The sequence below is a fragment of the Phreatobacter oligotrophus genome (assembly GCF_003046185.1).
Lineage (GTDB): Bacteria > Pseudomonadota > Alphaproteobacteria > Rhizobiales > Phreatobacteraceae > Phreatobacter > Phreatobacter oligotrophus.
This window is the reverse complement of the sequence record NZ_PZZL01000008.1, coordinates 21,004-45,928: the sequence shown is the minus strand read 5'-3', so window position 1 is coordinate 45,928 and position 24,925 is coordinate 21,004. Positions and strand designations below refer to the sequence as shown.

At 68.1% G+C, this 24,925-nt stretch carries 26 protein-coding genes and 1 riboswitch; of the genes, 13 read left to right on the top strand and 13 right to left on the bottom strand.

Going from position 1 to position 24,925, the window contains the following annotated elements:
• Positions 1-145: 145 nt before the first annotated feature.
• The 3 genes from C8P69_RS17025 (at position 146) to flaF (ending at position 2,199) form a co-directional block, all read left to right on the top strand.
• The gene (locus tag C8P69_RS17025; RefSeq protein ID WP_108178639.1) at positions 146-1,369 is read left to right on the top strand and encodes a flagellin N-terminal helical domain-containing protein; all 1,224 of its coding nucleotides are present in this window, start codon (positions 146-148) and stop codon (positions 1,367-1,369) included.
• 82 nt (positions 1,370-1,451) lie between these two features.
• Complete coding sequence (gene flbT, locus C8P69_RS17020; protein ID WP_108178638.1) at positions 1,452-1,865, top strand: flagellar biosynthesis repressor FlbT; 414 nt, start codon at positions 1,452-1,454, stop codon at positions 1,863-1,865.
• The gene (gene flaF, locus C8P69_RS17015; RefSeq protein WP_108178637.1) at positions 1,828-2,199 is read left to right on the top strand and encodes a flagellar biosynthesis regulator FlaF; all 372 of its coding nucleotides are present in this window, start codon (positions 1,828-1,830) and stop codon (positions 2,197-2,199) included. The genes flbT and flaF overlap by 38 nt, the downstream gene beginning before the upstream one ends.
• Before the next feature lie 76 nt (positions 2,200-2,275).
• On the opposite strand, the gene C8P69_RS17010 is transcribed toward flaF, so the two are convergent.
• From C8P69_RS17010 to C8P69_RS16995, 4 genes are all read right to left on the bottom strand, one after another.
• Positions 2,276-2,650 carry a Crp/Fnr family transcriptional regulator gene (locus tag C8P69_RS17010; RefSeq protein ID WP_108178636.1) on the bottom strand — a complete coding sequence of 125 codons (375 nt, stop codon included), beginning with the start codon at positions 2,648-2,650 and terminating at the stop codon, positions 2,276-2,278.
• A 121-nt stretch (positions 2,651-2,771) separates the two neighbouring features.
• Positions 2,772-4,349: a hypothetical protein gene (locus C8P69_RS17005; protein ID WP_108178635.1), complete on the bottom strand. Its 1,578-nt coding sequence runs from the start codon at positions 4,347-4,349 to the stop codon at positions 2,772-2,774.
• Positions 4,350-4,357: 8 nt separating this feature from the next.
• The gene (flgK, locus tag C8P69_RS17000) at positions 4,358-6,250 is read right to left on the bottom strand and encodes a flagellar hook-associated protein FlgK (RefSeq protein ID WP_108178634.1); all 1,893 of its coding nucleotides are present in this window, start codon (positions 6,248-6,250) and stop codon (positions 4,358-4,360) included.
• A gap of 35 nt (positions 6,251-6,285) precedes the next feature.
• Positions 6,286-7,638 carry a flagellar hook protein FlgE gene (locus C8P69_RS16995; RefSeq protein WP_108178633.1) on the bottom strand — a complete coding sequence of 451 codons (1,353 nt, stop codon included), beginning with the start codon at positions 7,636-7,638 and terminating at the stop codon, positions 6,286-6,288.
• Between the two features lie 283 nt (positions 7,639-7,921).
• Here C8P69_RS16995 and C8P69_RS16990 point away from each other — a divergent pair, with 283 nt between their 5' ends.
• Both C8P69_RS16990 and C8P69_RS16985 read left to right on the top strand, forming a co-directional pair.
• Complete coding sequence (locus tag C8P69_RS16990; protein WP_108178632.1) at positions 7,922-8,770, top strand: AAA family ATPase; 849 nt, start codon at positions 7,922-7,924, stop codon at positions 8,768-8,770.
• 64 nt (positions 8,771-8,834) lie between these two features.
• Positions 8,835-9,377, top strand: a complete 543-nt coding sequence (locus C8P69_RS16985) for a hypothetical protein (RefSeq protein WP_146167369.1) — start codon at positions 8,835-8,837, stop codon at positions 9,375-9,377.
• Positions 9,378-9,383: 6 nt separating this feature from the next.
• On the opposite strand, the gene C8P69_RS16980 is transcribed toward C8P69_RS16985, so the two are convergent.
• Positions 9,384-10,229, bottom strand: coding sequence for a LysR family transcriptional regulator (locus tag C8P69_RS16980; protein ID WP_108178630.1), 846 nt, complete (start codon positions 10,227-10,229; stop codon positions 9,384-9,386).
• Between the two features lie 103 nt (positions 10,230-10,332).
• Here C8P69_RS16980 and C8P69_RS16975 point away from each other — a divergent pair, with 103 nt between their 5' ends.
• Together C8P69_RS16975 and C8P69_RS16970 are read left to right on the top strand one after the other, a co-directional pair.
• Positions 10,333-11,562: an MFS transporter gene (locus C8P69_RS16975; protein WP_108178629.1), complete on the top strand. Its 1,230-nt coding sequence runs from the start codon at positions 10,333-10,335 to the stop codon at positions 11,560-11,562.
• Positions 11,563-11,646: 84 nt separating this feature from the next.
• Positions 11,647-11,871 (top strand): hypothetical protein, encoded by a 225-nt coding sequence (locus C8P69_RS16970; RefSeq protein WP_108178628.1) that lies wholly within the window; start codon positions 11,647-11,649, stop codon positions 11,869-11,871.
• A gap of 6 nt (positions 11,872-11,877) precedes the next feature.
• Here C8P69_RS16970 and C8P69_RS16965 read toward each other — a convergent pair whose 3' ends face one another.
• The gene (locus tag C8P69_RS16965; protein ID WP_146167368.1) at positions 11,878-12,471 is read right to left on the bottom strand and encodes a hypothetical protein; all 594 of its coding nucleotides are present in this window, start codon (positions 12,469-12,471) and stop codon (positions 11,878-11,880) included.
• A gap of 358 nt (positions 12,472-12,829) precedes the next feature.
• Here C8P69_RS16965 and C8P69_RS16955 point away from each other — a divergent pair, with 358 nt between their 5' ends.
• The gene (locus C8P69_RS16955) at positions 12,830-14,011 is read left to right on the top strand and encodes a vWA domain-containing protein (RefSeq protein ID WP_108178625.1); all 1,182 of its coding nucleotides are present in this window, start codon (positions 12,830-12,832) and stop codon (positions 14,009-14,011) included.
• A gap of 65 nt (positions 14,012-14,076) precedes the next feature.
• Positions 14,077-14,622 (top strand): GNAT family N-acetyltransferase, encoded by a 546-nt coding sequence (locus C8P69_RS16950; RefSeq protein ID WP_108178624.1) that lies wholly within the window; start codon positions 14,077-14,079, stop codon positions 14,620-14,622.
• Here C8P69_RS16950 and C8P69_RS16945 read toward each other — a convergent pair.
• Complete coding sequence (locus C8P69_RS16945; protein WP_211353839.1) at positions 14,619-15,515, bottom strand: cation diffusion facilitator family transporter; 897 nt, start codon at positions 15,513-15,515, stop codon at positions 14,619-14,621. The two genes, C8P69_RS16950 and C8P69_RS16945, sit on opposite strands and share 4 nt — an antisense overlap.
• Before the next feature lie 238 nt (positions 15,516-15,753).
• Here C8P69_RS16945 and C8P69_RS16940 point away from each other — a divergent pair, with 238 nt between their 5' ends.
• Positions 15,754-16,599 (top strand): fumarylacetoacetate hydrolase family protein, encoded by an 846-nt coding sequence (locus tag C8P69_RS16940; protein WP_108178623.1) that lies wholly within the window; start codon positions 15,754-15,756, stop codon positions 16,597-16,599.
• 46 nt (positions 16,600-16,645) lie between these two features.
• Complete coding sequence (locus C8P69_RS16935) at positions 16,646-17,509, top strand: DMT family transporter (RefSeq protein WP_245902100.1); 864 nt, start codon at positions 16,646-16,648, stop codon at positions 17,507-17,509.
• Between the two features lie 104 nt (positions 17,510-17,613).
• On the opposite strand, the gene C8P69_RS16930 is transcribed toward C8P69_RS16935, so the two are convergent.
• The 4 genes from C8P69_RS16930 to C8P69_RS16915 all read right to left on the bottom strand — a co-directional run bounded on the left by C8P69_RS16930 (position 17,614) and on the right by C8P69_RS16915 (position 20,984).
• Positions 17,614-18,228 (bottom strand): helix-turn-helix domain-containing protein, encoded by a 615-nt coding sequence (locus tag C8P69_RS16930; RefSeq protein WP_108178621.1) that lies wholly within the window; start codon positions 18,226-18,228, stop codon positions 17,614-17,616.
• Between the two features lie 83 nt (positions 18,229-18,311).
• Positions 18,312-19,382 (bottom strand): TRAP transporter substrate-binding protein, encoded by a 1,071-nt coding sequence (locus C8P69_RS16925; RefSeq protein ID WP_108178620.1) that lies wholly within the window; start codon positions 19,380-19,382, stop codon positions 18,312-18,314.
• A gap of 1 nt (position 19,383) precedes the next feature.
• Complete coding sequence (thiD, locus tag C8P69_RS16920; protein WP_108178619.1) at positions 19,384-20,181, bottom strand: bifunctional hydroxymethylpyrimidine kinase/phosphomethylpyrimidine kinase; 798 nt, start codon at positions 20,179-20,181, stop codon at positions 19,384-19,386.
• Positions 20,178-20,984, bottom strand: a complete 807-nt coding sequence (locus C8P69_RS16915; protein WP_108178802.1) for a hydroxyethylthiazole kinase — start codon at positions 20,982-20,984, stop codon at positions 20,178-20,180. The genes thiD and C8P69_RS16915 overlap by 4 nt, the downstream gene beginning before the upstream one ends.
• Positions 20,973-21,077, bottom strand: a riboswitch (TPP riboswitch). It overlaps the preceding gene by 12 nt.
• Positions 21,078-21,202: 125 nt before the next feature.
• Between C8P69_RS16915 and C8P69_RS16910 the strand changes: the two genes are divergently transcribed.
• On the top strand, positions 21,203-21,439 hold the full coding sequence (locus tag C8P69_RS16910) for an Lrp/AsnC ligand binding domain-containing protein (RefSeq protein WP_108178801.1): 237 nt from the start codon (positions 21,203-21,205) through the stop codon (positions 21,437-21,439).
• A gap of 9 nt (positions 21,440-21,448) precedes the next feature.
• Here C8P69_RS16910 and C8P69_RS16905 read toward each other — a convergent pair whose 3' ends face one another.
• Entirely contained in the window at positions 21,449-21,733 is a 285-nt protein-coding gene (locus C8P69_RS16905; protein WP_108178618.1) for a hypothetical protein, read from the bottom strand.
• Between the two features lie 148 nt (positions 21,734-21,881).
• On the opposite strand from C8P69_RS16905, the gene C8P69_RS16900 reads away from it, so the two are divergent.
• Positions 21,882-24,191 carry a xanthine dehydrogenase family protein molybdopterin-binding subunit gene (locus tag C8P69_RS16900; RefSeq protein WP_108178617.1) on the top strand — a complete coding sequence of 770 codons (2,310 nt, stop codon included), beginning with the start codon at positions 21,882-21,884 and terminating at the stop codon, positions 24,189-24,191.
• Positions 24,192-24,562: 371 nt separating this feature from the next.
• Here the strand turns inward: C8P69_RS16900 and C8P69_RS16895 are convergent, their stop codons facing one another.
• Positions 24,563-24,922, bottom strand: a complete 360-nt coding sequence (locus C8P69_RS16895; protein ID WP_425440765.1) for a DoxX family protein — start codon at positions 24,920-24,922, stop codon at positions 24,563-24,565.
• Positions 24,923-24,925: the final 3 nt, after the last annotated feature.

Below are 24,925 nucleotides of genomic sequence, written 5' to 3'. Positions count from 1 at the left end.
CGGACGGGACACACCCTGCCCTGCCAAGCCCCTAAAAAGACGACGAAAATTCTCACTGAGACGGAAATTAACCATTGGTTAGGGTTAACGGGGCAGGGTGCGTCAAAGGCCCGTGAGAATCGTCGGGCCCGGCCGAGGACCACCCATGAGCGACATCGTCCTTTCCAAAGGCATTCGCGGCAACCTTCTCTCCCTGATGGGCACCGCCGACCTGCGCGATCGCACGCAGTACCGGCTGTCGACGGGCAAGAAGGTCAATACGGCGCTGGATAACCCCGGCAACTTCTTCTCCGCCGCGATGCTCAATTCGCGCGCCACGGACATCACCAACCTGCTCGATGGCATCGGCACCGCGATCAAGACGCTGGAAGCCGCCGACAACGGTATTCGCTCCATCGTCCGGGTCGTCGAGAATGCCCAGGCCCTCGCCCGTCAGGCGCAGGGTTCGGCCGCCACCACCGCCCGGCTCGGCGGCGTACTGCCGACCGTCAACGGCCTGGTCGGAGCCCTCACCCCGCAGACCGATCTGACCACGCTCGGCTTCGCCGCCGGCGAGACGATCACCATCAACACCGGCACCAACCGCCAGACGGTGCTCACCATCGCGGCCGGCATGACCGTCGGCAACCTCGTCGACGCCATCAACAACAACACCGAGGCGACCAGTGCCACCGGCACCGGCGTCACCATCGGCTCGACGGCCGGCGCCGATGCCCGCGCCCTGCTCTCGCCCGATGGCCGCCTGGTCATCCAGGCCATCGGCACCCAGCCGCTGACGCTGTCCTCGTCCAACGCCGGCAGCGCGCTGACCAACATGGGCTTTGCGCCCGCCGACCGCGCCAAGCTGGCCGGCGAGATCAACGTCACCCGTTCCAACATTGCCGCGCAGTTCTCCGAACTCCGCCGCCAGATCGACCAGCTGGCCAAGGATTCGGGCTTCAACGGCGTGAACCTGCTGAATGCCGACACGCTGCAGGCCATGTTCAACGAGCGGCAGACCTCGTCGCTGACCATCACCGGCGTGCGCTTCTCGGTCGACCAGGACCTCGCCATCAAGGACCAGAAGAACCGCTTCCAGACCGACGCGGACATCAACGACGCGCTGGGCGAGCTCTCCCAGGCCATGTCGATGCTGCGCTCGCAGTCGAGCGCCTTCGGTTCGAACCTCGCGCTCGTCCAGATCCGCCAGAAGTTCACGCAGGAAATGGCGAACACGCTGAAGACCGGCGCCGACAACCTCGTCCTTGCCGACATGAACGAGGAAGGCGCCAACATGCTGGCGCTGCAGACCCGCCAGCAGCTGTCGACCCAGGCACTGTCGCTGGCGAACCAGGCCGACCAGAGCGTCCTGAGGCTCTTCGGCGGCTGAGGCGCCAGGCGGCAGGCTTTCTCGCCGTTTGTTCGGCTTGTGCTAGCATTCCGCCGATCGACGAATCGTGCGGAGGCAGTCCATGGCGCTCAAGGTCGAACTGAAGCCCGGCGAGAAGTTCATCCTCGGCGACAGCGTGATCGTCAACGACGACCAGCGCACCAGGCTCACCATCGAGGGCGAAGCCCCCATCCTTCGCGAGAAGGACGTGATGACCATCGAGGCCGCCGACACCCCCTGCAAGAAGATCTACCTGATCGTGCAGCTGATGTACCTGTCGCGCGACCCGGTCAGCCACCACAAGATGTATTTCGACCTCGTCAACGACGTGGTGAAGGCCGCTCCCTCGACATTGCGATTCATCGACGACATCAACAATCACATATTAACCGGTGCGCTCTACAAAGCACTGAAGGCCACAAAAGGCCTCATCGAGTACGAAGGGACTCTGCTGGAACATGCATCACGGGGCAGCAGCGTACGCGTCGACGGCTAAGGTCACCTCCACCGCGAGTCCCCGCGATCTGGAGGCGAGCCTGCTTCTCAAAGCCGCCGCCAGGCTTCAGTCAGTCAAGGACAATTGGGAGCAGTCACGGGGCGATCTGAGCCCGGCTCTCGCCTATAACCGCAAGCTCTGGACCATCCTGTCCACCTCGGCGACCAAGCCCGAAAATCCGCTGCCGCTGCCGATCAAGAACAACATCGCCAATCTCGGCCTGTTCATCTTCCAGCGCACCATCGACATCGAGATCGAGCCGGCGCCCGAGAAGCTGACCATCCTCGTCTCGATCAATTCGAACATCGCCGCGGGCCTCGCCGGCCGCGCCTGATCCGGGGCGGGCCCCTGCCCGCTCCCTCCCCATCCCAGGGCATGAGACCCCAGGCGAAACCGCCGGCGGGGGGCTGTCAGAGCTTTTCGTTCGTCGCGCGCAGCCGCTGGACCAGCACGTCCATGACGAACCAGCAGAAGCCGGGGATCTCCTCGACCATGAAGCGGAACTTCCTCTGGTCGATCAGCGCCACCTCGGCCGCCTCCAGCACCGTCGCGGTGGCGGACCGCGGGTTCTTGTCCACCATGGAGACCGTGCCGAGCGCCCGTCCGGCCTCGACCGTCTCGATGAACTTGCCGTGGCTGGTCATCTCCACCCGCCCGCCCAGCACGAAATACATGTAAACGGGCTCGTCGCCCTCGCGGAACAGCACGTCGCCCGAGGCATAGCGCATGACCGTTCCAAGTCCGCGGGCGATCTCGCGGAAGTCGCCAGCTTCGGCATTGGACATGGATCCCTCCCCCTGTGTCACGGTACCGTCACACGGACCGTGGCCGGCCCGCAACCGGTTCGTTCAAGGGGGAGCGCGCAGGCCGCGACCTGGCCCATCGGCGAAAGTTGCGCGGCCGATTTTACATGTAGTTGACGATGGTCAGCTTCGAGAGCATCGAGCTGGTCTGGTAGCTCGCCTGAAGGTTGGTCTGCAGCGCCAGCATCTGCACGCCGACCTCGTTCGGATCGGCCCGCTCGATATCGGTCACGAGACCGCCCAGCATCGACTTGCGATCGGCATGCCGGGTCTTGGCGCTGTCGGCCGCCGTGCTCGCCGCGGCGATGTCGATCTGGATCGACTGAACGGTCTGCGTCCCCTTCTCCATGCTGAGGCCGGAGACGACGCGCGGCGTCAGCGCCTGGAAGCGGGCGAGGCCATTGGCATCGGACTCGCTGAACTTCAGGCTGCTCGCCACCGCCATGTACTGGACGGCCGTGCGCAGGGCCTCCTCGTCGGCCCTCACGCCGTAAAAGACCGACTGGGCATTGTCGATCTCGGCCGAGGCGGTTGCCCGGGGATTGGAGGAGACGAGGTCGCCCTGGTACCAGCGCACGGTGCGCGCCTCGGCGTTCTGCGGCGTGTCATAGGCCACCGCGTCCGCCATGGTGCCGGAGACGCCCGGCACCAGCCGCTTGGCGATGCCCTGCTCGACCGGCGGCGGGCCGGCGCTGGCGGTCGCCTCGCCCTTGAAGAAGTCCTCGCCCGCCTTCACCGCCGAGGCGGCGGCGAGCGGTCCGCCGATCAGCTTGCTGAGCTGGGTGCCGAGCGTGGCGCGCAGATTGTTGAGCGTATCGGTCGAAGTCGCGCCGATCTTGAACTCGTTGGCCGCCACGACCGGCGCATCGGCCGAGACGGCGGTCAGCGTCATCTGCTCGATGCTGCCATCGGGCAGCGTGAACTTCAGCGTCATGGCCTGGCCGACCGAGGCGTTGCCGGCGCCGGCGGCGAGCGACAGCGAGGCGGGCGGACCGGCGGTGTGGGTGGCCGTGATGCCGTCGATGGCGCCGGTGGGGGCTGCGACCTTGAGGCCGAAGCTGTGGACGCCATCCTCGGTGAGGGTCACGGGCTGGGTGCCCTGCGCCGACAGGGTCACGCGGCCGGTGGCGGCGGGATTGGCCTCGGGCGAGGCGGAGGCGACGCCGAGATCGGCCTGCATCCGCTCGAGCAGGACGGTCCGGAAGCCATCCTTGGAATTGTCGCCGTTCAGGAAGATCGAGGGATCGGCGACCGGCGGCGTCGCCGACTTGCGGCCGCCGAAGACGTAGCGCGTGCCATCGTTGGCGTTCAGCATGGAGACGATGGAGGACAGGCTCTGGCCGGCTGCCACCTGCCCGATCGTCTGGCCGGACGAGAGCTTGTACTCGTTCGGCTGCATCGACGTCTTGGTCGACGAGATCATGTTGGAGATGCCGGTCAGCGACGTGTCGATGATCGAGATGCGGGTCGAGACCAGCGAGATGCTCTGCTGCCAGGCGTCGATCTGGCTCATCGAGGCGCGGAAGGCGAGCGAGAAGCCGCGCTCGGCGCCAAGGCCGCCATAGGTCTCGGCCTTCTTGCCGGTGCCGAGCTGGCGCTGGAGGTCGGAGAGCTGGTCCTTCATGCGCAGGAAATCCGCTGCGCTCAGTCCCGAGATGATGCCTGAGGTCCTGATGGCCATGACGCGCCTCACATCTTCTGCAGCATGTCCAGCATCTCGCGGACCGCGCTCATGACGCGCGCATTGGCGCCGTAGGCGGTCTGCAGCTGGATCAGCAGGGTCATTTCCTCGTCGATGTTGACCGCCGCGACGCTGTCGAAGCGCGCCTGCAGCTGGGTCACCACCGCCTCCTGGCCGTCCGCCACCTGCTTGGCGCTGGCGGCGTCATTGGTCTGGTTGACGATCACCGAGCGGGCATAGGACAGCACCGAGCCCTGGAAGGGATTGCCGTCGGTGCCGAGCCCGCCCGCCGGCTTGAAGTAGCGGCCGGTATCGGCGAGCGCCTTCACGAAGAAGGACGGCCGCGTCTCGTCGGATTCGAGCGTCGTGGCGTTGAGCTTCACCAGCGCGCTCGGGTCCGCCTTCAGCGCGGCATTGACGTCGATGCGCGCGGCAAGGCCCACGAACTGCGAGCCCGAACCAGTGTAGCGGTCCGAATAGAGCCCGCCGACGGCGGTCGCATCGACGAAGAAGGGCAGCGTCGTGCCGCCATCGGTCAGCGTGCGCGCCGTGACATTGGCGGCGGCGGCATTGACGGTAGCGCCGCCCGTGACGGTGGGATCGGCGAGCACGCGCAGGTTCGATCCAGAGACGGCCACCGAGAAGGAGCCGGCGGGGGCGCCGACGCTCGCCGCCCAGGCATCGATCGCCGTCTGCATCTGCGTCGCATGGCCGGCGGCCGAGGTGCCGGTCAGGCGGAAGACCTGGTCGTTCGGATCGGCGGTCATCGTGTCCGACATGGGCACGGTGGTGTCGTCGACGCGCTTGAAGGTGAGCTTCTTGGTGACGCCGTTGGCGGTGAGCTCGAGCGTCACCGTGTCGCCGTCGGACAGGCCGGGGCCGAGCGCCGTGTCATAGCCCTTGGTCGGGCCGGGTCCGGCCACCGTCGTCGGGGTGCTGGTCGAACCATTGCCGAGCGCCTGGGCAAGGCTCGCGGCGATTTGGTCGAGCTGCGACTGCGCCGCCGGCATGGCCTTGTCGCGCAGGTCGATGAGGGCGGCGATCTTGCCGGAGGTGAAGACGCCCGCGGCGATGAGGTCCATCTTGCCGGAGGGCGTATCGGCCGTGATCGTGCCGACCGTCCGCTTGTTCGGATCGGCGTCATAGACGTTGGAGGGGCCGATCAGGTCGCGCCCGTCAAAGGACAGGGTCGGCTTGGTGGTCGACAAGAGCACGAAGCCGGCGCCGCCATAGAGCTGCACCGCGCCGCTGTCCTGGTAGACCGTGCGGACATTCGTGTATTCGGCGATCTCCGAGACCAGCGCGTCACGCTGGTCGAGCAGGCCAACCCGGCTCTCGTCGGTGAACGAGACCTCGAGGCGGCCGTTCACCTTCGACAGGTCGGTGAGCAGGGTGTTGAGGCGGGTGGTGGCGTCGGCGAGGCCCTTCTCCGCATCGAGGCGCATGTCCTGCACCGATGTCGACAGGCTCCTGAGGCTCTGCGCCACGACCGTCGCGGAATTGATGACGCCGGCCCGCGCCGTGTCGCTCTCCGGCGAGGTCAGCAGCGTCTGGAACGACGAGGAGAAGGTGTTGAGCACCGTGTCGAGGGCGCGGGCGGAACCCGGCGCACCCATCATCTGGTCGAGGCGGTCGAGGAACTGCGAGCGGGTGGAGGCATAGCCCGCATTCGACTTCTCGCCGACCAGCTGGCGCTGCACGAAGGCATCGTATTCGCGGCGGATCGAGCCGACCTTCACGCCGGCGATCTGATCGCCGGCGAGGGCGTCGACCGGGTCGATCAGCTTGCGCGTGTAGGTGGAGTTGCCGGCATTGGCGATGTTGGCCGACGTCAGCGCCGTGGCCTGCGCATTGAAGCGCAGGCCTGACAGGGAATTGGCAAGGGCACTGGTGAGGGTCATCGCAGGTCACTCCTTGACGCGCGCCATGCTCCGCCTCAGCGGATCATGTTGATCGTTTCCTGGAGCATCGAGTTCGAGGTGGTCACGATGCGGGTGTTGGCCGCGTAGGCCTGCTGCGTGATGATCAGCTTGGTGAACTCCTCGGAGATGTCGACGTTCGACCCCTCGAGGCTCTGCGACACGATGCGTCCCGAGGCGCCGAGGATCGCCGGGCCCGAGCCCGAGGTCTCCGAGAAGGCGCCGCCATCGAGGCGCTTCAGCATGTTGTCGCCGTTGAAGCTCGCAAGCGGGATGGAGAAGAGGTCCACCGACTGGCCGTTCGAATAGTTGCCGCGCACGCGGCCGGTGTCGGTGATGGTCACGTTCATCAGCTCGCCGACGGCATAGCCGTTCTGGCCGATATCGGTGACCTGCACCGTGCCGTCGGCGCGGGCATATTGCGACAGGCCGTTGGTGCCGATGTCGAGCTCGACATTGCCGACATTCGTGCCGTTGACCGTCAGGTTGGAGATGGTCGGCGAGGAGGTCGGCGAGGTCAGCTGGCCGGTGCTGGAGAAGGTGAAGTCGCCACCGATGCGGGTCCAGGTCTCGGCGCCGGACGCCGAGCTCGACTGGTAATAGGCGCTCCAGGTGTCGGAGACGGCAGGCGGACCGGCGGCGGCATTCGCCGTCTTGGCCCAGCGCACCTGCACGTTGACCTCGTTGCCGAGGGAATCGAAGGCCGTGATGGAGCCGCCCGAGACCGAGGTGGCCACGAAGTTCGGCGCATTGGTCGAGTTGATCGTGGCCTGGCCGACGAGCGCGGGATCCATCAGCTCGCTGCCGGCGGTCGCATTGGCCTGTGCCGTCTTCGGCGAGGTCGGCAGGCTGGCGCGGTACTTGATCTTGTCGGTGGCGCGGGCGGGGATCACGTCGTTGGTGATCTGGATCGGCACCGGCGAGGAGCCGAGCGGGTTGCCGGTGGTGCGGTCGAGCGGCAGGCCGCGCAGGTAGTAGCCGGCGCCGTTGACCATGAAGCCGTTGGCATCGACCGTGAAGTCGCCGCGGCGGGTATAGGCGTTGGTGGTGGAGAAGGTCGGCTTGCCGTCGACGAAGCCAGAGGGCTGCTGCACCACGAAATAGCCGTCGCCGTTGATGGCGAGGTTGGTGGTGATCGAGGTGGCGGAGATCTGGCCCTGGATCGTGTTGGTGGCCCGCGAATAGCCGGTCACCGAACCGGAGAGTTCGCGCTTCGGGCCCGAATCCGGGATCAGGTCGACGAAGGCCGTCTCGATCCGCTTGAAGGCCGTGGTCTGCGAGTTGGCAATGTTGCCGGAAATGTTTTCCAGGGCGTAGGCCTGCGCCGAGAGGCCGCTGACCGCCGTGGTCATTGCACCGAAGATACCCATCGTTACTCCCCTCGCCGCTGCTGCACGGCTGGCAGGCGACGCAACCCGTCGCGCTTCGTAACAGTCTGTGCAGCGCCCGTGCCAAGACGGCGGACAGCGGGGACCCTATATTTTTCAATGGGTTGGATGGTAAACGGGCCGTAAACCGCTGTGCGGCCGGCAGTTTCGCCTGTGCCGATCGGCATATTCTGCCGGGTGTTGCGGGGCTGCTCGGCCCCCCCTACCCTTGGCCAACGACGAGGGGGCGATGCCCCCGATCCCCTGCAAGGCGAGAGGCAATTCCATGGCGTCCGGGCGTTTCGAGGGCACGAGCGGCTATGTCGCGACCGACGACCTCAAGGTCGCGGTGAACGCGGCGATCACGCTGCAACGGCCGCTGCTGGTGAAGGGCGAGCCCGGCACCGGCAAGACCGTGCTCGCCATCGAGGTGGCCAAGGCCATCGGCGCCCCGCTGATCGAGTGGCACGTCAAGTCCACCACCAAGGCGCAACAGGGCCTCTACGAATATGACGCGGTCTCGCGCCTGCGCGACAGCCAGCTCGGCGACGAGAAGGTCAAGGACATCGCCAACTACATCAAGCGCGGCAAGCTCTGGGAGGCCTTCTCGGCCCCCGTGCGGCCAGTCCTGCTGATCGACGAGATCGACAAGGCGGATATCGAGTTCCCGAACGACCTCCTGCAGGAGCTCGATCGCATGGAGTTCTTCGTCTACGAGACCGGCGAGACGGTGAAGGCGGTGCAGCGCCCCATCGTCGTCATCACCTCGAACAACGAGAAGGAACTGCCGGACGCGTTCCTGCGCCGCTGCTTCTTCCACTACATCAAGTTCCCCGACGCCGGGACGATGCAGGCCATCGTCGACGTCCACTTCCCCGGCATCAAGCAGAAGCTCGTCGCCGAGGCGCTGCGCATCTTCTACGAGGTGCGAGAGGTGCCCGGCCTGAAGAAGAAGCCCTCCACGTCGGAGCTGCTCGACTGGCTGAAGCTCCTCATGGTCGAGGACATCGACGTGGAGACGCTGCGCGAGAAGGACCCGCGCAAGATGATCCCGCCGCTCCACGGCGCGCTGCTGAAGAACGAGCAGGACGTACACCTCTTCGAGCGTCTGGCCTTCCTCGCCCGCCGCGGCTGAGGCATGGTCCGCGGGCCGCGCGGCGAATCGCGCGGCCATGACGGGACATCCAAAGGGGACGACCGTGAACGGTTGGCCTTCAGCCATGGCCGCACTGGCGGCACTCTGGCTCACCGGCTGCTCCGCCGGGCTCGACGCGAGCCCTCCGGGGCCGGCCGGCGGTTCGGCCTGGGCGATCGAGCGCCAGGTCGCGCGCTGCCGCGCCACCCAGTCCGGCGGGACGCGCGCGGCGGGCGCAGGCCTCGGCGGCGTCGCGGTCTTCGGCTCGGTCACCGCCATCTCCCGCAGCGAGGGACCGGAGGAGTGCGGCCCGGTCCTCGCCCTCACCGACGAGGATGTCGGCGAGATCCGCACCCTGCTGACCGCCACGGCCGCCAGCGCCCGCGGCCTCGACACCACCTGGCGCAGCCGCGCCGGCGCCCGCCGCGAGATTGTCCTCTCGGTCTATCCGGTCGAGGCCCGTTCCGGCCGGCCCTGCCGCGTCGTCACCGCGACGCTCACGGTCTATGGCGATCCGGCCGGCGCCCTGTTCGGCGCGCCGCCGCCCCTCACCCTCGACGAGCAACGCTTCTGCCGCGCCACGGGTGGAGCCTGGGAGCCGGGCTGAGATCCCTCACATCGCCCGGAAGGCGCCGGTGATCCGGCGCAGGACGGCCGCCGCTCGCGCTCCCGACACCTGCGAGTGCAACACCGCCTCGCGGCCGGGGAGCGCCGGAAGGCCGAGGCGCGGGCCGACATCCACCGTGTCCACCGGCGCCGCCCGGCGCGCCAGCGGCGCAATGGCGAGCCCGGCCGACGCGGCCGCCCCGGCCGCAGCCGCGCCATTGCCGACGAAGGCCTCCCGCCAGCCAAGTCCCGCTGCCTCCAGCGCCCGCACCGCCATGGCCCTCAGGGCGCAGGGTTCGGGCTGGGCCGCAAGCGGCACGGGCGCGCCCGGCGGTAGGTCGATATCGCCCGCGCAATACCAGCCGAACGGCTCCGTCAGCAGGGTTTCACCGCCGCGCCGGCTCTCGTCGTGGCGCAGCACCACGACCGCGTCGAGTTCGCCCGCATCGAAACGATCGAGAAGAGCCCGCGTGCCGCCGGTGCGCAGGTGCAGCGTCACGCCGCTGTCGCGCACCGCAATCTGCCGCAGGAGCCGCGGCAGGCCGGGGCCGACCAGGTGGTGGGTCACCCCAAGCGCGAGACTGAGGCTTTCGTCCTGCACCGCCTCGGCCGCCCGCCGGCCCGCGGCGATCAGGTCGCGGGCAGGTTCGAGGAAGCGCGCCCCGGCATGCGAGAGCCGGACCTGCCGGGGCGTGCGCTCCAGCAGCCGCCGCCCGAGATGATCCTCCAGCCTGCGGATGCGCAGCGACACGGCGGCCTGCGTCGTGTTGAGGACCGCCGCCGCCCGCGTGAACGAGCCGAGGTCGGCGACGAGGATGAAGGCTTCGACAGCATCGGCATCAAGGGTCCGCATGGCCCAGTCATAACAAATGGATATCATTGAGACCATCGAGCCATGGGTTTTTGTTCGGCAGAGGCTCGGCTTCACTGCGGCACCCCACCCGCCGGATGCCGCCATGACCCCCCTGCCCGCCCACGCCGCCGCCACCACCCGCCCGATCATCTGGGCGATCCTCGCCGTGGCGGTCGGCACGCAGACCGCCGGCTCCATCGTCGCCCAGGGCGTCTACATCCTCGTGCCCTTCTGGCGCGACGCCTTCGGCACCTCGCTCGCCTCCGCCTCGCTCGCCGTCACCGCGATGAACGCCGCGCAGATCGCCACGATGGTGGCGCTCGGCCGCGCCATCGATCGCCACGGCGAGCGGCTGGTGGTCGCGCTGGCCATGCTCGGCATGGCCGCGAGCACGGCCGCAGCCGCCCTCTTCGCCGACGGGCTCGCTGGTCTCCTCATCGCCATGGCGGCGCTCGGCGGCACCTATGCGGCGGTTCAGCCGGGCGGCACCCGCGCCATCCTGCGCTGGTTCCCGCCGGAGCATCGCAGTCTCGCCACAGGCTTCCGGCAGGGCGCCGTTCCCTTCGGCACCATGGCGGCTGCCGCTCTCCTGCCCTATCTCGCCGCCGTCCATGGCTGGCGGACGGCGCTCTGGGCCGCCACCATCATTTCGCTCCTGGGGGCCGCCTTGTTCGGCCTGCTCTACCGCGAGCCCGATCAGGCCGCCGGGAGCGCGGAACAGCCGCTCGCGCTCAGGCCTTTGCTGCGCGCCGTCGGCGCCAATCCGTCCTTCTGGCCCGTCCTGCGACTGGGCATCGCCATGTCGGCGTTCCAGTTCACGGTGACGGCGCATCTCATCGGCTATCTCGCGGAGGGACTGGGCTATGGCCTCGTCTGGGCCGCGGGCCTCTTCGCAGGCCTGCAGGCGGTGGGCATTCCTGCCCGCGTCCTTCTCGCCTTTGCCTGCGATCGCCTGTTCCCGGGCCGGCGCGTGGACTGCTTCGCCGTCATCGCGCTGTTCGCCGCCGGCACCGCTGCGCTGCTCGCCCTCCTGCCGGCAGGCGCGCCCCTGCCGATGGTGGCCGCCGCCCTCGCCGTGCTCGGCCTCTTCGGCATCGGCTGGTTCCCGCTCTATCTGCTGCTCATCGCCGAGAGCGCGCCGCGCAGTTCCATCGCGTCGACGGTCGCCTTTGCAACCACCCTCTGCATGGTGGCGATGGCCGCCGGCCCCTTCCTCTTCGGCCTCATCACCGACCATGCCGGCTACGGCGCGGCCTGGACGGCGCTGATCCTGCCAGTCTGCGTCCTGGCGGCCGCCCTGCTCCGGCGCCGCGCCCCCGCGCAGCCGGGATGACACCGGACACCGCGTTTGGTGCCATCGCGCCGAAACGTGGAGATTCTGGAATGACAGGGTCCTGAATCAGGAACCCAAGACCCCATGACCTCGACCCTTGCCCTCATCCTCGTCCTCGCCAGCGCCGCCGTGGCGTTGCTCGTCTTCGTGCTGAAGGGAATTCTCGGCGGTGGCGACAGCGACAGTGACAGCTCGGACGGTGGCTCCGGCTCCGACGACAGCAACGATGCCGGCGAGTCCAGCGGCGGCGGTGATTCCGGCGGCGGCGACGGGGGTGGTGGCGGCGACGGGGGTGGTGGCGGCGACTGAACGAGCTTAGCCGCCGCGCAAGGACCTGACGCCCCAGCGAACGAGCCGATAGGCGCCATAGACCAGCGCCACCATGGCCGCGAGCCCAAGGAGGCCCTCGCCGAACCCGTCGAGCGAGAAGGCGCCGCGGCGGGCGTCTTCAATCATGCGGCCCGCCATTCCCGCTGCAACGCACCCGCCCAACACAATGGCAAAGGTCAGGATCACAAGACGTCCCGGCTGCCGCGGCGCTTCGCCCCCATCCGGCAGGCGACGCCGCCAGCGGTCGATGCGGATGGCGAGACGTGCCGCGACAAAGCCGGCCGCATAGAGCGGAGGCAGGATGCCGATCCCGATGAAGGTTGCGATCAGCGTGATCGCCACCGATGTCCGCATGGCGTCCGCGAGTCCGGCCAGGGGGCCGGGCGGACAGGGGCGGAAGTCCACGCCGAGCGGCGCCGGACAGCCGGCCCAGTCGGACAGGGGCGAGAACATGAGGAAGCTCGCGATCACCCACAGGCCCGGCAGGGCCAGGATCCAGCCGATAACCAGCGGCCACCGGCGCTCGGCGGGCCTGGGTGACGAGGGCGCGGCAGAAGGCGCTGACGGCTGCATGCGCATGGTGTGCGGCCTTGATGTTTCTGCCGCTTGTCTTGGCGTCATGATGCTGCAGCTAGGGCAAATCGCCCCGATCCGCAGGCCCCTTTGACGGCGGCGGCACAAAGGCGCATCCTATTCACATGCGGAACGCGGTTTATTTCGCCGCCTTTACGGCCTTGGTTCTGTCGCTGCCCCTCTCCTGGTGGCTGGCTGCCCGCTTTCGCCGGAGCGCCCGGATGCGCCACGCGGACGAACAACGCACTGCGGCAGACCGGCTGGCGGCAACCGCCGGTTTCGGGGCGCCACAGGGCGGAGGCCTGGTCTGATCCGCCGAAGGTCCCGGGATGACGACGGCCGGCAGAGCCCCTAGACTACCCTCATGTTCATCCATTTCTTCCACGAGCTGAAGAAGGCTGGCGTGCCCGTCACGGTGCGCGAATACCTGACGCTGATGGAGGCGCTGGACGCCGACATCATCGACCGGGCGCCGACCGACTTCTACTACCTCTCCCGCGCCACGCTGGTGAAGGACGAGCGCAACATCGACAAGTTCGACAAGGTCTTCGGCGCCACCTTCAAGGGGTTGGAGAGCCTCGCCGAAGGGCTCGAGGTCGACATCCCCGAGGAATGGCTGAGGAAGCTCACCGAGAAATTCCTCACCGAGGAGGAGAAGGCCCAGATCGAGGCGCTCGGCGGCTGGGACAAGCTGATGGAGACGCTGAAGAAGCGGCTCGAGGAGCAGAAGGGCCGCCACCAGGGCGGCTCCAAGTGGATCGGCACCGGCGGCACCTCGCCCTTCGGCGCCTATGGCTACAATCCCGAAGGCATCCGCATCGGCCAGGACGGCAACCGCAACTTCCGCGCCGTGAAGGTCTGGGACAAGCGCGAATTCAAGGACTACGACGACCAGGTCGAGCTCGGCACCCGCAACATCAAGATGGCGCTGCGCCGCCTGCGCAAGTTCGCCCGCACCGGCTCGCCCGACGAGCTCGACCTCGACGGCACGATCCGCGAGACCGCCCGCCACGGCTATCTCGATGTCCAGATGCGGCCGGAGCGGCGCAACTCCATCAAGGTGCTGATCTTCTTCGACGTCGGCGGCTCGATGGACTGGCACATCCAGCTCTGCGAGGAGCTGTTCTCGGCCGCCAAGGCCGAGTTCAAGCACATGGAATATTTCTATTTCCACAACTGCCTTTACGAGAAGGTGTGGAAGAAGAACTCCCGCCGCTTCGACGATGTCACGCCAACCTGGGACGTGCTCCACAAATACGGCAACGACTACAAGGTGATCTTCGTCGGCGACGCCTCGATGAGCCCGTATGAGATCATGCAGCCCGGCGGCTCGGTGGAGCATTTCAACGAGGAGGCCGGTGTCACCTGGATGAAGCGCGTCGCCTCTATCTATTCCTCCATGGTCTGGCTGAACCCGGTGAAGGAGAAGCACTGGGACTACACCCACTCCATCGGCATGATGCGCGACGTCATGGAGCAGCGGATGTTCCCGCTCACCCTCGACGGTCTCGACAAGGCGATGAAGGAACTGGTGCGCTCGCGCTGACGGCACCGCGCGGTATGGCGCGTCGCCATCCGGCGGTGCCATGATGCGGCTTTCGGAGAACCGCCATGGCGCGCCCGGCCGTCCCCCACCCCGTCCTGGAGACGGATCGACTGCGGCTTCGCCAGTTTCGCCCCGAGGACGCCGAGGCCCTGCACCCCGCCTTCTGCGATGCCGCGACCATGCGCTGGTGGAACACGCCGCCGCACGAGAAGCGGATCGACACCGACCGCGTCGTCCAGCGCTGCATCGACTGCACGCCGGCCTATTACCGCTTCTGGGCGGTTGCCGACCGCGACACCGACCTGTGCATCGGCCTCGCCAACTACCATGACGGCCACATCCGCAACCGCCGGGCCTCCATCGGCTACCTTCTCGTGCCCGGGCGGCAGGGCCAGGGCCTCGCCCGCGAGGCGGTGGCCGCCATGATCGAGCACTGCACGACGGTCCTGAAGCTGCATCGGCTGGAGGCCTATATCCACCCCGACAATGCCGCCTCGATCGGCCTTGCCACCCGGCTCGGCTTCACCGCGGAGGGCCGTCTGCGCGATCATCTGCGCGTCGGCGAGGAATGGCGCGACAACCTGCTCTTAGCCCGGATCGCAGCGGCCTAGAGAACCACGATCCCCGAATGCTTGGCCTTGGCCTCGGGCTCGACATGGATGGTGATCTGCGCGTGGCCGACCTCGCCGCGGATGGCCTGTTCCAGCCGGTCGCAGATCGTATGGGCCGCGTCCACCGACATGGTGCCGGGGACGACGAGGTGGAACTCCAGGAAGGTCGTCTTGCCCGCCATGCGGGTCCTGAGGTCATGCGCCTCGATCGCGCCCTCCGCATTGGCGGAGATGAGCGCTCGGATGCGATCGAGCTCGGATTCGGGCAGCGCCTTGTCCATGAGGCCGCCGACACTGTCGCTCATCAGCTTCCAGCCGGCCCACAGGATGTTGACGGCAACGATGGCGGCCAAGGCCGGGTCCAGGATGGCCCATCCGGTGGCGGTCGCCAGCAGCACGCCGACCAGCACGCCGGCGGAGGAGACCACGTCGGTGAGGAGGTGATGGCCGTCGGCGACAAGCGCCGGCGAGCGCAGCTTGCGCCCTTGCGAGACCAGAACCCAGCACCAGCCGGCATTGAGGAGGCCCGCGGCGCCGTTGACCATCAGGCCCATCGTGTCGCCGGACAGCACCTTCGGTTCGCGGAAGCCGTCCCAGGCCTCGCGCAGGATCAGGATCGCCGCCACCACGATGAACACGCCGACGATGACGGCGGAGAAGTATTCGACCTTGCCGTGGCCATAAGGGTGGTCCTTGTCCGCCGGCCGGCCACTGGTCCGCACCGCCAGCGCCGCCACGATGGCCGTAACAACATTGACGATACTTTCGAGCGCATCTGAATAGAGCGCGATCGATCCGGTGAGGACGAACGCCAGATACTTGAGCGCAAGCACCACGACGCCAATAACGATGCTCATCAGCGCGATAAGCTGGACACGATCTATTTTGGCCATGCGCGCCGTCCTCTCTGCGCGAGCACCTAACAGATCGAAGCGGGGAAAGCCAGCGATCGCCAATACATGCAAATCGCTCGCAATCGCGGCGCCGGCGGCGCGCGGCTACGGCCGGAGGACGGGCAGCGCCCCTTCACGGCCGGCGCGGCATCCATGCACAGCGCGGCCTTGCGCGATCGCGAGGCGCCCGCTCATGATCCTGCCAACGATCGGACAACGACATGAGGGAGGACAGATCGTGAAACTCGTTCGCTACGGCGCCAAGGGCAAGGAAAAGCCCGGCCTCATCGATCCCGATGGCAAAATCCGCGACCTGTCCTCCGTCGTGGCGGACATCTCCGGTGATGCGCTCGGCAAGAAGGGCCTCGCCAAGATCGCCAAGGCCAACTGGGAGAAGCTGCCGCTGGTGAAGGGCAAGCCGCGCTATGGCGCCTGCGTCGGCGATGTCGGCAACTTCATCGCCGTCGGCCTCAACTATGCCGACCACGCCGCCGAGACGGGCGCCGCCATCCCCACCGAGCCGATCCTCTTCAACAAGGCGCGCTCCTGCATCGTCGGCCCGAACGACGATGTCATGCTGCCGAAGAAGTCGGTGAAGACCGACTGGGAGATCGAGCTGGCCATCGTCATCGGCGAGCGCGCCCGCTATGTCTCCAAGAAGGACGCCCTCTCGGTCGTCGCCGGCTTCTGCATCTGCAACGACGTCTCCGAGCGCGAGTACCAGATCGAGCGCGGCGGCCAGTGGATGAAGGGCAAGGGCTGCGAGACCTTCGGCCCGCTCGGCCCCTGGCTCGTCACCACCGACGAGATCAAGGACGTGCAGAACCTCGGCATGTGGCTCGACGTCAACGGCGAGCGGATGCAGACCGGTTCGACCAAGACCATGATCTTCGACGTGAAGACCATCGTCTCCTACGTTTCCGAATTCATGGTGCTGGAGCCCGGCGACGTCATCACCACGGGCACCCCGCCCGGCGTCGGCCTCGGCATGAAGCCGCCGAAGTTCCTCAAGGCCGGCGACGTCATGACCCTCGGCATCGAGGGCCTCGGCGAGCAGAAGCAGAAGGTCATCGCCTGGCAGTGACCGGATCGGCGGGCGCGCCCTGACCGGCCGCCCGCCGCCCATCCCCATGCCCCCTGTCCTCGCCCTCGGCGCGTTGACGACAGCCGCGATGATCGCCTTCGCGGCGAATTCCATTCTCGCGCGCCTGGCGCTCGCCACCGGCTCCATCGACGATCTCGGCTATACCGGCTGGCGCCTCGCCTCCGGCGCGGTGACGCTCGTGCTGGTGATGCGGCTGCTCGAACGCGACCGCCCCCTCCTGCCGCTAGCCGGGAGCTGGCCGCAGGCCGTGGCGCTCTTCGGCTATGCGGTGTTCTTCTCCGTCGCCTATCTCTGGCTCGGCGCGGCGGTGGGCGCCATCGTCCTCTTCGGCGCGGTCCAGGCCGGCATGATCGGCCGCGCGCTGGTCGCGGGCGACAGGCCGGGTCTGGTCGAGATCGGAGGGCTCACCCTCGCCTTCGCCGCCCTCGTCTGGCTGGTCTCGCCGGGCGTCGCGGCGCCGCCCCTCATGGGCGTCTTCGTCATGGCCCTGTCGGGCCTGTGCTGGGCCGCCTATTCGCTGCTCGGCCGCGGCTCCACCGCACCCGTCGCCGACACCGCCGGCAACTTCGTGCGTTGCCTGCCGGCCGGCCTCGCCCTCATGGCCTGGAGCCAGTGGACGGCGGCGCCATCGGCCTTCGGCATTGCATGCGCCATCGCCTCCGGCGCCATCGCCTCAGGTCTTGGCTATGCGGTCTGGTATCGCGTCCTGCCGCGCCTGTCGCGGCTCACCGCCGCCTCGGTCCAGCTGACCGTGCCGGCCATCGCGGCAGCCGGCGCTGTGCTGCTGCTGGCGGAGCCGCTGACGCTGCGCCTGGTCCTCGCCAGCGCCGCCATCCTCGCCGGCATGGCGGTGACCGTGCTGGCCGGCGAACGGCGTCGCCGCAGCTGAATCAATGTGTGAGGGCTTTGATTCTCGCCCTCAACAGCAGCACTTTTTCGATTCCGGATCAGGGGCTTGGCGGCGAGGCGTGATTCAGCGCGCGATGACGCGCCTCACTCCATCACCGCGGCTTTGAGGATGCAGACCATGACCGCATGGGCCGGCGTCGTGCCGCGGTTGCGGATGACGTGGCGGCCGTCACAGCGGTAGCGCGCGCTCTCGCCGGGCCCCACCACCTCGACGCGATCGGCCACCTCGACGGTGAGCTCGCCGGACAGCACCGAGAGGCTTTCGATGGAGCCGCGCTGGTGGCCGTCGCTCTCCAGCACCCCGCCGGGATCGCACTGGAAGTCGTACCACTGCAGCCACTCGACCGTCTTGATCCAGCCGATGATGGAGAGCCGGCACTTGCCGTCGTCGGAGACGAGCAGCGGGGTATCGGCGCGCGACAGCTTCTCGAGGAAGGGCTCCTCGGTAGCGGTGGCCAGCACCCGCTCGATCGAGACGTCGAGCGCCTGGCTGAGGCGCCAGATGGTGGCGAGCGTCGGATTGGTCTCGTTGCGCTCGATCTGGCTGATGATCGACTTGGCGACGCCCGACTGCTCCGAGAGTTCGGAGAGCGACAGGTTGTAGGCCTTGCGCAGGCGCTGCACCGTCTTGCCGAGATTGCCCGACAGGACATGGGCTCCCGCGTCGAGCTCGGTCTTCTTCGGATCGCGGTCGGCCATGGGAAGCGGGCACTCGGTCGGTGTGACGAACGATCGTTCGATCTTAAGGACAGGCTCGCTGCGGTGCAAGGTGAGAGCGGCCCTCAGACCTCCCGCGCGCCGAGCGCCGCATGGGTCGAGACGCGTGTCCAGGGGGCGATGCGCGCCTGGAAGGCGGTGTAGCTCTCAGCAACGCGGCCCGCCATCGGGCTGCGGGTGCCGAGGTCGCGCTGCAGGTCCGCCGCCTGCCGGCGCGCCTGCTGCACCAGCGCGGCCGGGAAGCCGCGCAGCTTGACGCCATGGCTGCCGACCAGCGTCGTCAGCGCCTCCATGTTGAGGATCTCGATCTCGGCGAGGGCGACGGCCTGTTCCGCCTCGCTCGCCGCCTCGACGACGGCCTTGAGATCGGCGGGCAGCCCCTCCCACAGCGCCTTGTTGATGACGAGCTCGCTCGACCCGTTCGGCTTGTTGAAGCCCGGCGCGTAGTAGAAGGGCGCGACGCGCCACAGCCCGAGCTGGATGTCGGAGCCGGGCGCGGTGAACTCCGCCCCGTCGACCGCCCCGCGCTCCAGCGCCGGATAGATGTCGCCCGGCGGCACGGCGATGGCGGTCGCGCCGAGCCGCTGGAACAGCTCGGCCCCGAGCCCGACCATGCGGATGGTCAGGCCCTTCACGTCCTCGGCCGACTGGATCTCGCGGCGGAACCAGCCGCCCATCGAGACGCCGGTATTGCCGCCGAGCAACGGCTTCACGCCAAAGCGCTCGGAGGCGGCATCCCAGAGCGCCTGCCCGCCGCCCTTCAGCACCCAGGCATTGTGCTCCGGCGGGGTCAGGCCGAAGGGCACGGTGGTGAAGAAGGCGAGCGCCGGCTCGCGGCCGATGGCGAAGAACGAGGCTGTGTGGCCGAGCTCGACGGTCCGGTTGCCGACCGCCTCGTGAACGGCGAAGGCCGGAACGACCTCGCCGGCGGCGAAGACCTGCACCTCGATGCGCCCGCCGGAGAGGACGCGGATGCGGTCGGCGATGCGCTGGGCCGAGAAGGAAGGTCCGGGCAGCGCCTTCGGCCAGGAGGTGACCATCCGCCAGCGCAGCGGCGTCTGCGCCGAGGCGATGGCGGGAGCGGCCAGGAGGCCGGCGGCGCCGGCAGCGAGGGCGGAACGGCGGGTCGGGGTCATGTCACCACCAGGCATGAAAATGATGGGTCGGTCCGTGGCCGGAGCCGATGGAAAGGCGGTCGGAGGCAGCAATGGCTTTCGTGACGTAGTCCTTGGCCTCGGACACGGCCTCGCCGAGCGGGAATCCCTTGGCGAGGCCCGCGGCGATGGCCGAGGAGAGCGTGCAACCCGTGCCGTGGGTGTTGCGGGTGGCGATGCGCGGGGCCTCCAGCCGCACCGCGCCCTCGCGCGTCACCAGCAGGTCGACGCTGGTATCACCATGGCCGTGGCCACCCTTCATCAGCACGGCCGGCGCGCCAAGCGCGATGAGCCTCTGGCCCTGGGCCAGCATGTCCTCCTCGCCGAGCGCTACCGGCTGGTCGAGCAGCGCCGCCGCCTCCAGGAGGTTCGGCGTCACCACGACGGCGCGCGGCAGCAAGAGCCGCTTCAGCGCCGAGATGGCATCGGGGTTGAGCAGCCGGTCGCCAGAGGTCGCGACCATGACGGGGTCGAGCACGACGGCCTTGACGCCGTGGCGGTCGAGGCCCGCGGCCACGGCCTCGATCACCGGCACCTGCGAGAGCATGCCGATCTTGGCGGCGCCGACCGCGAGGTCGGAGAAGACCGAATCCATCTGCGCAGCAATGAAGGCCGCCGGCACGTCGTGGATCGCCTGCACGCCGAGGGTGTTCTGTGCGGTCAGTGCGGTGATGACGCTCGCGCCATAGACGCCGAGGGCGGAGAAGGTCTTGAGGTCGGCCTGGATGCCGGCGCCGCCGCCGGAATCCGAGCCCGCAATGGTCACGGCGATGGCGGTCACGAGGCGTCTCCTGGCGTGAGGACTTTGATGCGCGCTCCGTCCGCGAGGGCGTCGGGGGTGAGCGCGTCGAGGGCGTCGAGATAGGCGATGGCGAAGCTGCCGGGCCCCGAGGCGGTGCGCGCCGCAACCTCCCCGGCAAGGCCGAGCACGGCGAGGGCGGCCGCGGTCGCGACCATCGGCGGGGCGCCGACCGACAGGAAGGCGGTGGTGATGGCGGCACCGGCGCAGCCCATGGCGGTGACGCGCGCCATCAGCGGATGGCCGTTGGCGATGGCGAAGCCCTTGGCCCCATCCGTCACCCTGTCGGCCTCCCCCGTGACGGCGACGACCGTGCCGAGCCGTGCGGCGAGGGCCGCGGGCCCCTCCCCCGGGGCCAGCGCGCCGATCTCGGCGGCATTGGCGCGGATGACCGTCGGACGGCGCGCCGCGATCTCCCGTGCGAAGGCCGCCCGCGGCGGCGAGCGGTCGACGAAGACCGGGTCCAGCAGCCAGGGCCGGCCTGCTCCCGCGGCGGCATCGATGGCCGTTGCGATCACCGCCCGCAGCTCCGGCTCCAGCGTGCCGAGATTGACGAGCAGCCCGTCGGCGCTGCCGGCAAAGGCGGCGATCTCGTCGGGCGAGGTGGTCATGGAGGGAATGGCGCCGATGGCGAGCAGCGCGTTCGCCGTATAGGCCTGCGCAACCGAATTGGTGATGCAATGGATGCGCGGCCGGCGGGCGCGGATGGCGGCAAGGCCAGCTTGCGCAGCGGCGACGACGGTATGGGGCGACAGGGCTTCCCCGGACGGGGACAGGGCATCCATCTCGGTTTCCTCCGCCGGCATGACCCGGATCAGGTGCGACGGGTTGGCCGTGACCGGCCTCTCAGCCCCTTTGGGGCACCCCGACGAGATGTCCCAAGAGTTAGGCCAAGCGCTTCGCCGGCGCAAGGGAGGCCGGCGCCGCATGGCAACCGCCACGCGAGGGGATGACGCGCGCCGGCTTTGGTGGCATGTCAGGCCATCTGCGCCGCGAGGTCCTCATGATCGCCTTTTTCGTCCAGATCAAATGCCAGCTCGGCAAGGCCTATGAGGTCGCTGCCGCCCTCGCCGATCGCGAGATCGCCTCGGAGATCTACTCGACCGCCGGCAATTTCGATCTGCTGGTGAAGTTCTATGTCGAGCCGGGCACCGACATCGGCCATTTCGTCAATGAGAAGGTGCAGCTGATCCCGGGCATCCAGGACACCCACACGATCATCACGTTCAAGGCATTCTGACCGAGCGCCCTATTTCGGCCGCTGCTGCCAGAGCTGCCAGACGCCGAAGGCGAGCGTCACCATGCCCGCATACCAGAGAACCGGCACGTAGCGCGGAACGCTGCCGCGGATATTCGCCTGGAAGAAGCTGCATTCCGGCGTCGCAAAGCCGATGCAGGCCACTTTCAGGCCGAGGAGCCCGAAGGCGCCGCCATACTGGGCGTAGTAGGCGAACCACCACGCCACCGCCGCCATGCAGAAGGCGAGGCCGACATAGATGGCGGGGGGTGTCGCGTTTCGGTCGTCCTCGGACATGCACGGCTCCGGCTGACGGGTCCTTTCCTACGACAGGGATGCGGTCTCGGGCCAGCCAGCACCGCATTGCGCCCCTGCTATCGGTCCATCTTGCCTCGCAGGCTCGAAGCGTTCCATTCTCTTCCCCGAGTTCCCCGGAGCACGTGACATGACGCCGACGAAATTCGGAATGGGCCAGGCTGTGAGCCGGGTCGAGGACGCGCCGCTGATCAAGGGCGAGGGCCGCTATGTCTCCGACCTCGTGCCGCAAGGCGCCCTCGTCGGCTATGTGCTGCGTTCGCCCTTCGCCTTCGCCGATTTCGTCATCAAGGACACCTCCGCCGCGCGCGCCATGAAGGGCGTGAAGGCCATCTTCACCCATGCGGACCTCGAGGGCGTCGGGCTCCTGCCCTGCCTGTCGCAGATCCCCTCGGTGAAGCCGATCCCGAACCCGCCATGGGAGGTGCTCTGCTCGAAGACGGTGCGCCATGTCGGTGACGGCGTCGCCTTCGTCGTGGCCGACACGCTCGACCGCGCCAAGGATGCCGCCGAGGCCATCGAGATCGAATGGACCTCGCGTGAGCCGATCATCGACGCCGTCGATGCGCTGAAGCCCGGCGCCGCGCAGGTCTGGCCGGACATTGCCGGCAATCTCTGCGGCGAGGTCCATCTCGGCGATGCCGACGCCACGGCCAAGGCCTTCGAGAAGGCCCACCGCACCGTCTCGGTGACCATCGTCAACAACCGCCTGATCACCAACTACATGGAGACGCGCGGCTGCCTCGCCGAGTACGACGCGAAGTCCAAGGGCTTCACGCTCACCCTCGGCAGCCAGGGCTCGCACGGCATCCAGGCGACGCTGGCGACCAAGATCTTCAACATGCCGAAGGAGAAGATCCGCGTCGTCACGCCCGATGTCGGCGGCGGCTTCGGCACCAAGACCTTCATGTTCCGCGAGTATCCGCTCTGCATGGTGGCGGCGCGTAAGCTGAAGAAGCCGGTCGCGTGGGTGCAGGAGCGCGGCGACCATTTCGTCAATTGCAGCCAGGGCCGTGACAACGTCTCGACCGCCACCGCCGCGCTCGACAAGCGCGGCAAGGTGCTGGCGGTGAAGGTGCAGACCATCGCCGACATGGGCGCCTATCTCTCCCAGTACGCGACCTTCATCCCTTACGTCGGCGCGCTGATGCTGGCTGGCGTCTATGCCTTCCCGGCCATGGATGTGCGGCTGAAGTACGCCTACACCAACACCGTGCCGGTGGACGCCTATCGCGGCGCCGGCCGCCCAGAGGCGGCCTATCTCATCGAGCGCCTCATGGACCGCATCGCCATCGAGACCGGCTCGACCCCGGCCGAGGTGCGCCGCCGCAACTTCATCCGGCCCGACCAGTTCCCGTGGAAGACGCCGGTCGGCCGCACCTATGATTCCGGCGAGTTCGACGGCCACATGACCCGCGCCATGGAAGTGGCGGGCTGGGACACGTTCAAGGACCGCCTCAAGGTCGCCCGCAAGGCCGGCAAGATCCGCGGCATCGGCATGGCCACCTATATCGAGGCCTGCGGCGGCGGCGCGCCCGAGAACGCCTGGATGAGCCTCGAGAAGGACGGCTCGGTCATCATCAAGGTCGGCACGCAGTCCAACGGCCAGGGCCACAAGACCGCCTATGCGCAGCTCGCCTCGCAGCACCTCGACATCCCCGTCGAGCGCATCACCGTGATCCAGGGCGACACCGACCTCATCCCCTCCGGCACCGGCACCGGTGGCTCGCGCTCGCTGCCCGTCGGCGGCGCGGCGGTGGATGTTGGCGCGCGGGCGCTCGCCGACGTCATCAAGGAGATGGCGGCGACCGAGATGGAGGTCGGCGTCGCCGACGTCGAGATCGTCGGCGGCAATGTCCGCGTCGTCGGCACCGACAAGTCAATCTCCTACGAGAAGATCGCCTCCCTGCCCGGCGCCGAGGAGAAGCTGAAGTCCCACGGCACCTGGCGCCCGCCGGAGCCGACCTTCCCGAACGGGACGCATATCTGCGAGGTCGAGGTCGATCCGGACACGGGTGCCACCACCATCGTCGGCTACACCGTCGTCGATGACTTCGGCGTCACCATCAACCCGACGCTGCTCGCCGGCCAGGTCCATGGCGGCATCGTCCAGGGCATCGGCCAGGCCCTGCTGGAGCGCACGGTCTACGACAAGGAGAGCGGCCAACTGCTCACCGCCTCGTTCATGGACTACGCCATGCCGCGGGCCGACCACATCCCGAACTTCCACTTCGAGACCCGCAACGTGCCCTGCGTGACCAATCTGCTGGGCATCAAGGGCGCCGGCGAGGCCGGCACCATCGGCGCCTGCCCGGCGGTGATGAACGCCCTCGTCGACGCGCTCTGGCGCGCCTACGGCATCAAGGAGATCGACATGCCCGCCACCCCCGCGGTGGTCTGGGAGGCGATCCAGCAGGCCAAGGCGGCGAAGGCCGCCTGAGGTCTTGGAAAGGCTGGCGGCGGGGCCCTGCCCTGCCGCCGCTTCATGCTTGCATGACGGCAAGCACAATTATGCATTTTTGCAGCGAACCAGCCGACGGCCGACGACGAGGGCTGCTGGCCAAGTCAGCGCGCGTCTCGTTCTACCAACCCTGCGACGGCCCTGAATGAGCTCCTGAAATCGCGCTTGATATCACGCAACCGTGACCACAAGCCGGCAAATCGTGAGCGGATAGCCTGCCCTAGAGACAGGTTGCCTCCTGGTGACTTATGGGCATGAACGCAATGAACCAGCAACGGCGCAATGAAAAGGCCGCGAGAGCGTGAGCTCTTCGCGGCCATCGTCGTCACCGGACGTGACGGATCAGATCATCAGGGGTTGGAGGTCCGCTGGGCGTCGACGCTCCACGGGCCCGGGCCGGCGAAGACCAGGTAAAGCGCGGTGAAGCAGTACATGATGGCCAGGCTGCCGCCGTTCTGGATGGGGTAGAAGCCGCGGGGCGCATGGCCGATGAAATAGGCGGCGGCCATGGTGCCGGCGAGCAGAAAAGCCGCCGGACGGGTGAAAAAGCCGGCCAGAAGCAGCAATCCGGTGGCAAATTCGATAAGAGCGGCGATCCACGGGAGCGAACCGACCGGCGCGAAATTGACGGCCATCGGGAAGCTGAACAGCTTCACGAAGGCATGCTGCAGCAGCACCAGCGCGAACATGATGCGGACGATCGAGAGCACGCG

Bases quoted from the DNA above. Each gene is read 5' to 3' on its own strand.
- C8P69_RS17025 (WP_108178639.1), top strand. From the start codon at position 146: ATGAGCGACATCGTCCTTTCCAAAGGCATTCGCGGCAACCTTCTCTCC.
- flbT (WP_108178638.1), top strand. From the start codon at position 1,452: ATGGCGCTCAAGGTCGAACTGAAGCCCGGCGAGAAGTTCATCCTCGGC.
- flaF (WP_108178637.1), top strand. From the start codon at position 1,828: ATGCATCACGGGGCAGCAGCGTACGCGTCGACGGCTAAGGTCACCTCC.
- C8P69_RS17010 (WP_108178636.1), bottom strand. From the start codon at position 2,650: ATGTCCAATGCCGAAGCTGGCGACTTCCGCGAGATCGCCCGCGGACTT.
- C8P69_RS17005 (WP_108178635.1), bottom strand. From the start codon at position 4,349: ATGGCCATCAGGACCTCAGGCATCATCTCGGGACTGAGCGCAGCGGAT.
- flgK (WP_108178634.1), bottom strand. From the start codon at position 6,250: ATGACCCTCACCAGTGCCCTTGCCAATTCCCTGTCAGGCCTGCGCTTC.
- C8P69_RS16995 (WP_108178633.1), bottom strand. From the start codon at position 7,638: ATGGGTATCTTCGGTGCAATGACCACGGCGGTCAGCGGCCTCTCGGCG.
- C8P69_RS16990 (WP_108178632.1), top strand. From the start codon at position 7,922: ATGGCGTCCGGGCGTTTCGAGGGCACGAGCGGCTATGTCGCGACCGAC.
- C8P69_RS16980 (WP_108178630.1), bottom strand. From the start codon at position 10,229: ATGCGGACCCTTGATGCCGATGCTGTCGAAGCCTTCATCCTCGTCGCC.
- C8P69_RS16975 (WP_108178629.1), top strand. From the start codon at position 10,333: ATGACCCCCCTGCCCGCCCACGCCGCCGCCACCACCCGCCCGATCATC.
- C8P69_RS16970 (WP_108178628.1), top strand. From the start codon at position 11,647: ATGACCTCGACCCTTGCCCTCATCCTCGTCCTCGCCAGCGCCGCCGTG.
- C8P69_RS16965 (WP_146167368.1), bottom strand. From the start codon at position 12,471: ATGCGCATGCAGCCGTCAGCGCCTTCTGCCGCGCCCTCGTCACCCAGG.
- C8P69_RS16955 (WP_108178625.1), top strand. From the start codon at position 12,830: ATGTTCATCCATTTCTTCCACGAGCTGAAGAAGGCTGGCGTGCCCGTC.
- C8P69_RS16950 (WP_108178624.1), top strand. From the start codon at position 14,077: ATGGCGCGCCCGGCCGTCCCCCACCCCGTCCTGGAGACGGATCGACTG.
- C8P69_RS16945 (WP_211353839.1), bottom strand. From the start codon at position 15,515: ATGGCCAAAATAGATCGTGTCCAGCTTATCGCGCTGATGAGCATCGTT.
- C8P69_RS16935 (WP_245902100.1), top strand. From the start codon at position 16,646: ATGCCCCCTGTCCTCGCCCTCGGCGCGTTGACGACAGCCGCGATGATC.
- C8P69_RS16930 (WP_108178621.1), bottom strand. From the start codon at position 18,228: ATGGCCGACCGCGATCCGAAGAAGACCGAGCTCGACGCGGGAGCCCAT.
- C8P69_RS16925 (WP_108178620.1), bottom strand. From the start codon at position 19,382: ATGACCCCGACCCGCCGTTCCGCCCTCGCTGCCGGCGCCGCCGGCCTC.
- C8P69_RS16915 (WP_108178802.1), bottom strand. From the start codon at position 20,984: ATGGATGCCCTGTCCCCGTCCGGGGAAGCCCTGTCGCCCCATACCGTC.
- C8P69_RS16910 (WP_108178801.1), top strand. From the start codon at position 21,203: ATGATCGCCTTTTTCGTCCAGATCAAATGCCAGCTCGGCAAGGCCTAT.
- C8P69_RS16905 (WP_108178618.1), bottom strand. From the start codon at position 21,733: ATGTCCGAGGACGACCGAAACGCGACACCCCCCGCCATCTATGTCGGC.
- C8P69_RS16900 (WP_108178617.1), top strand. From the start codon at position 21,882: ATGACGCCGACGAAATTCGGAATGGGCCAGGCTGTGAGCCGGGTCGAG.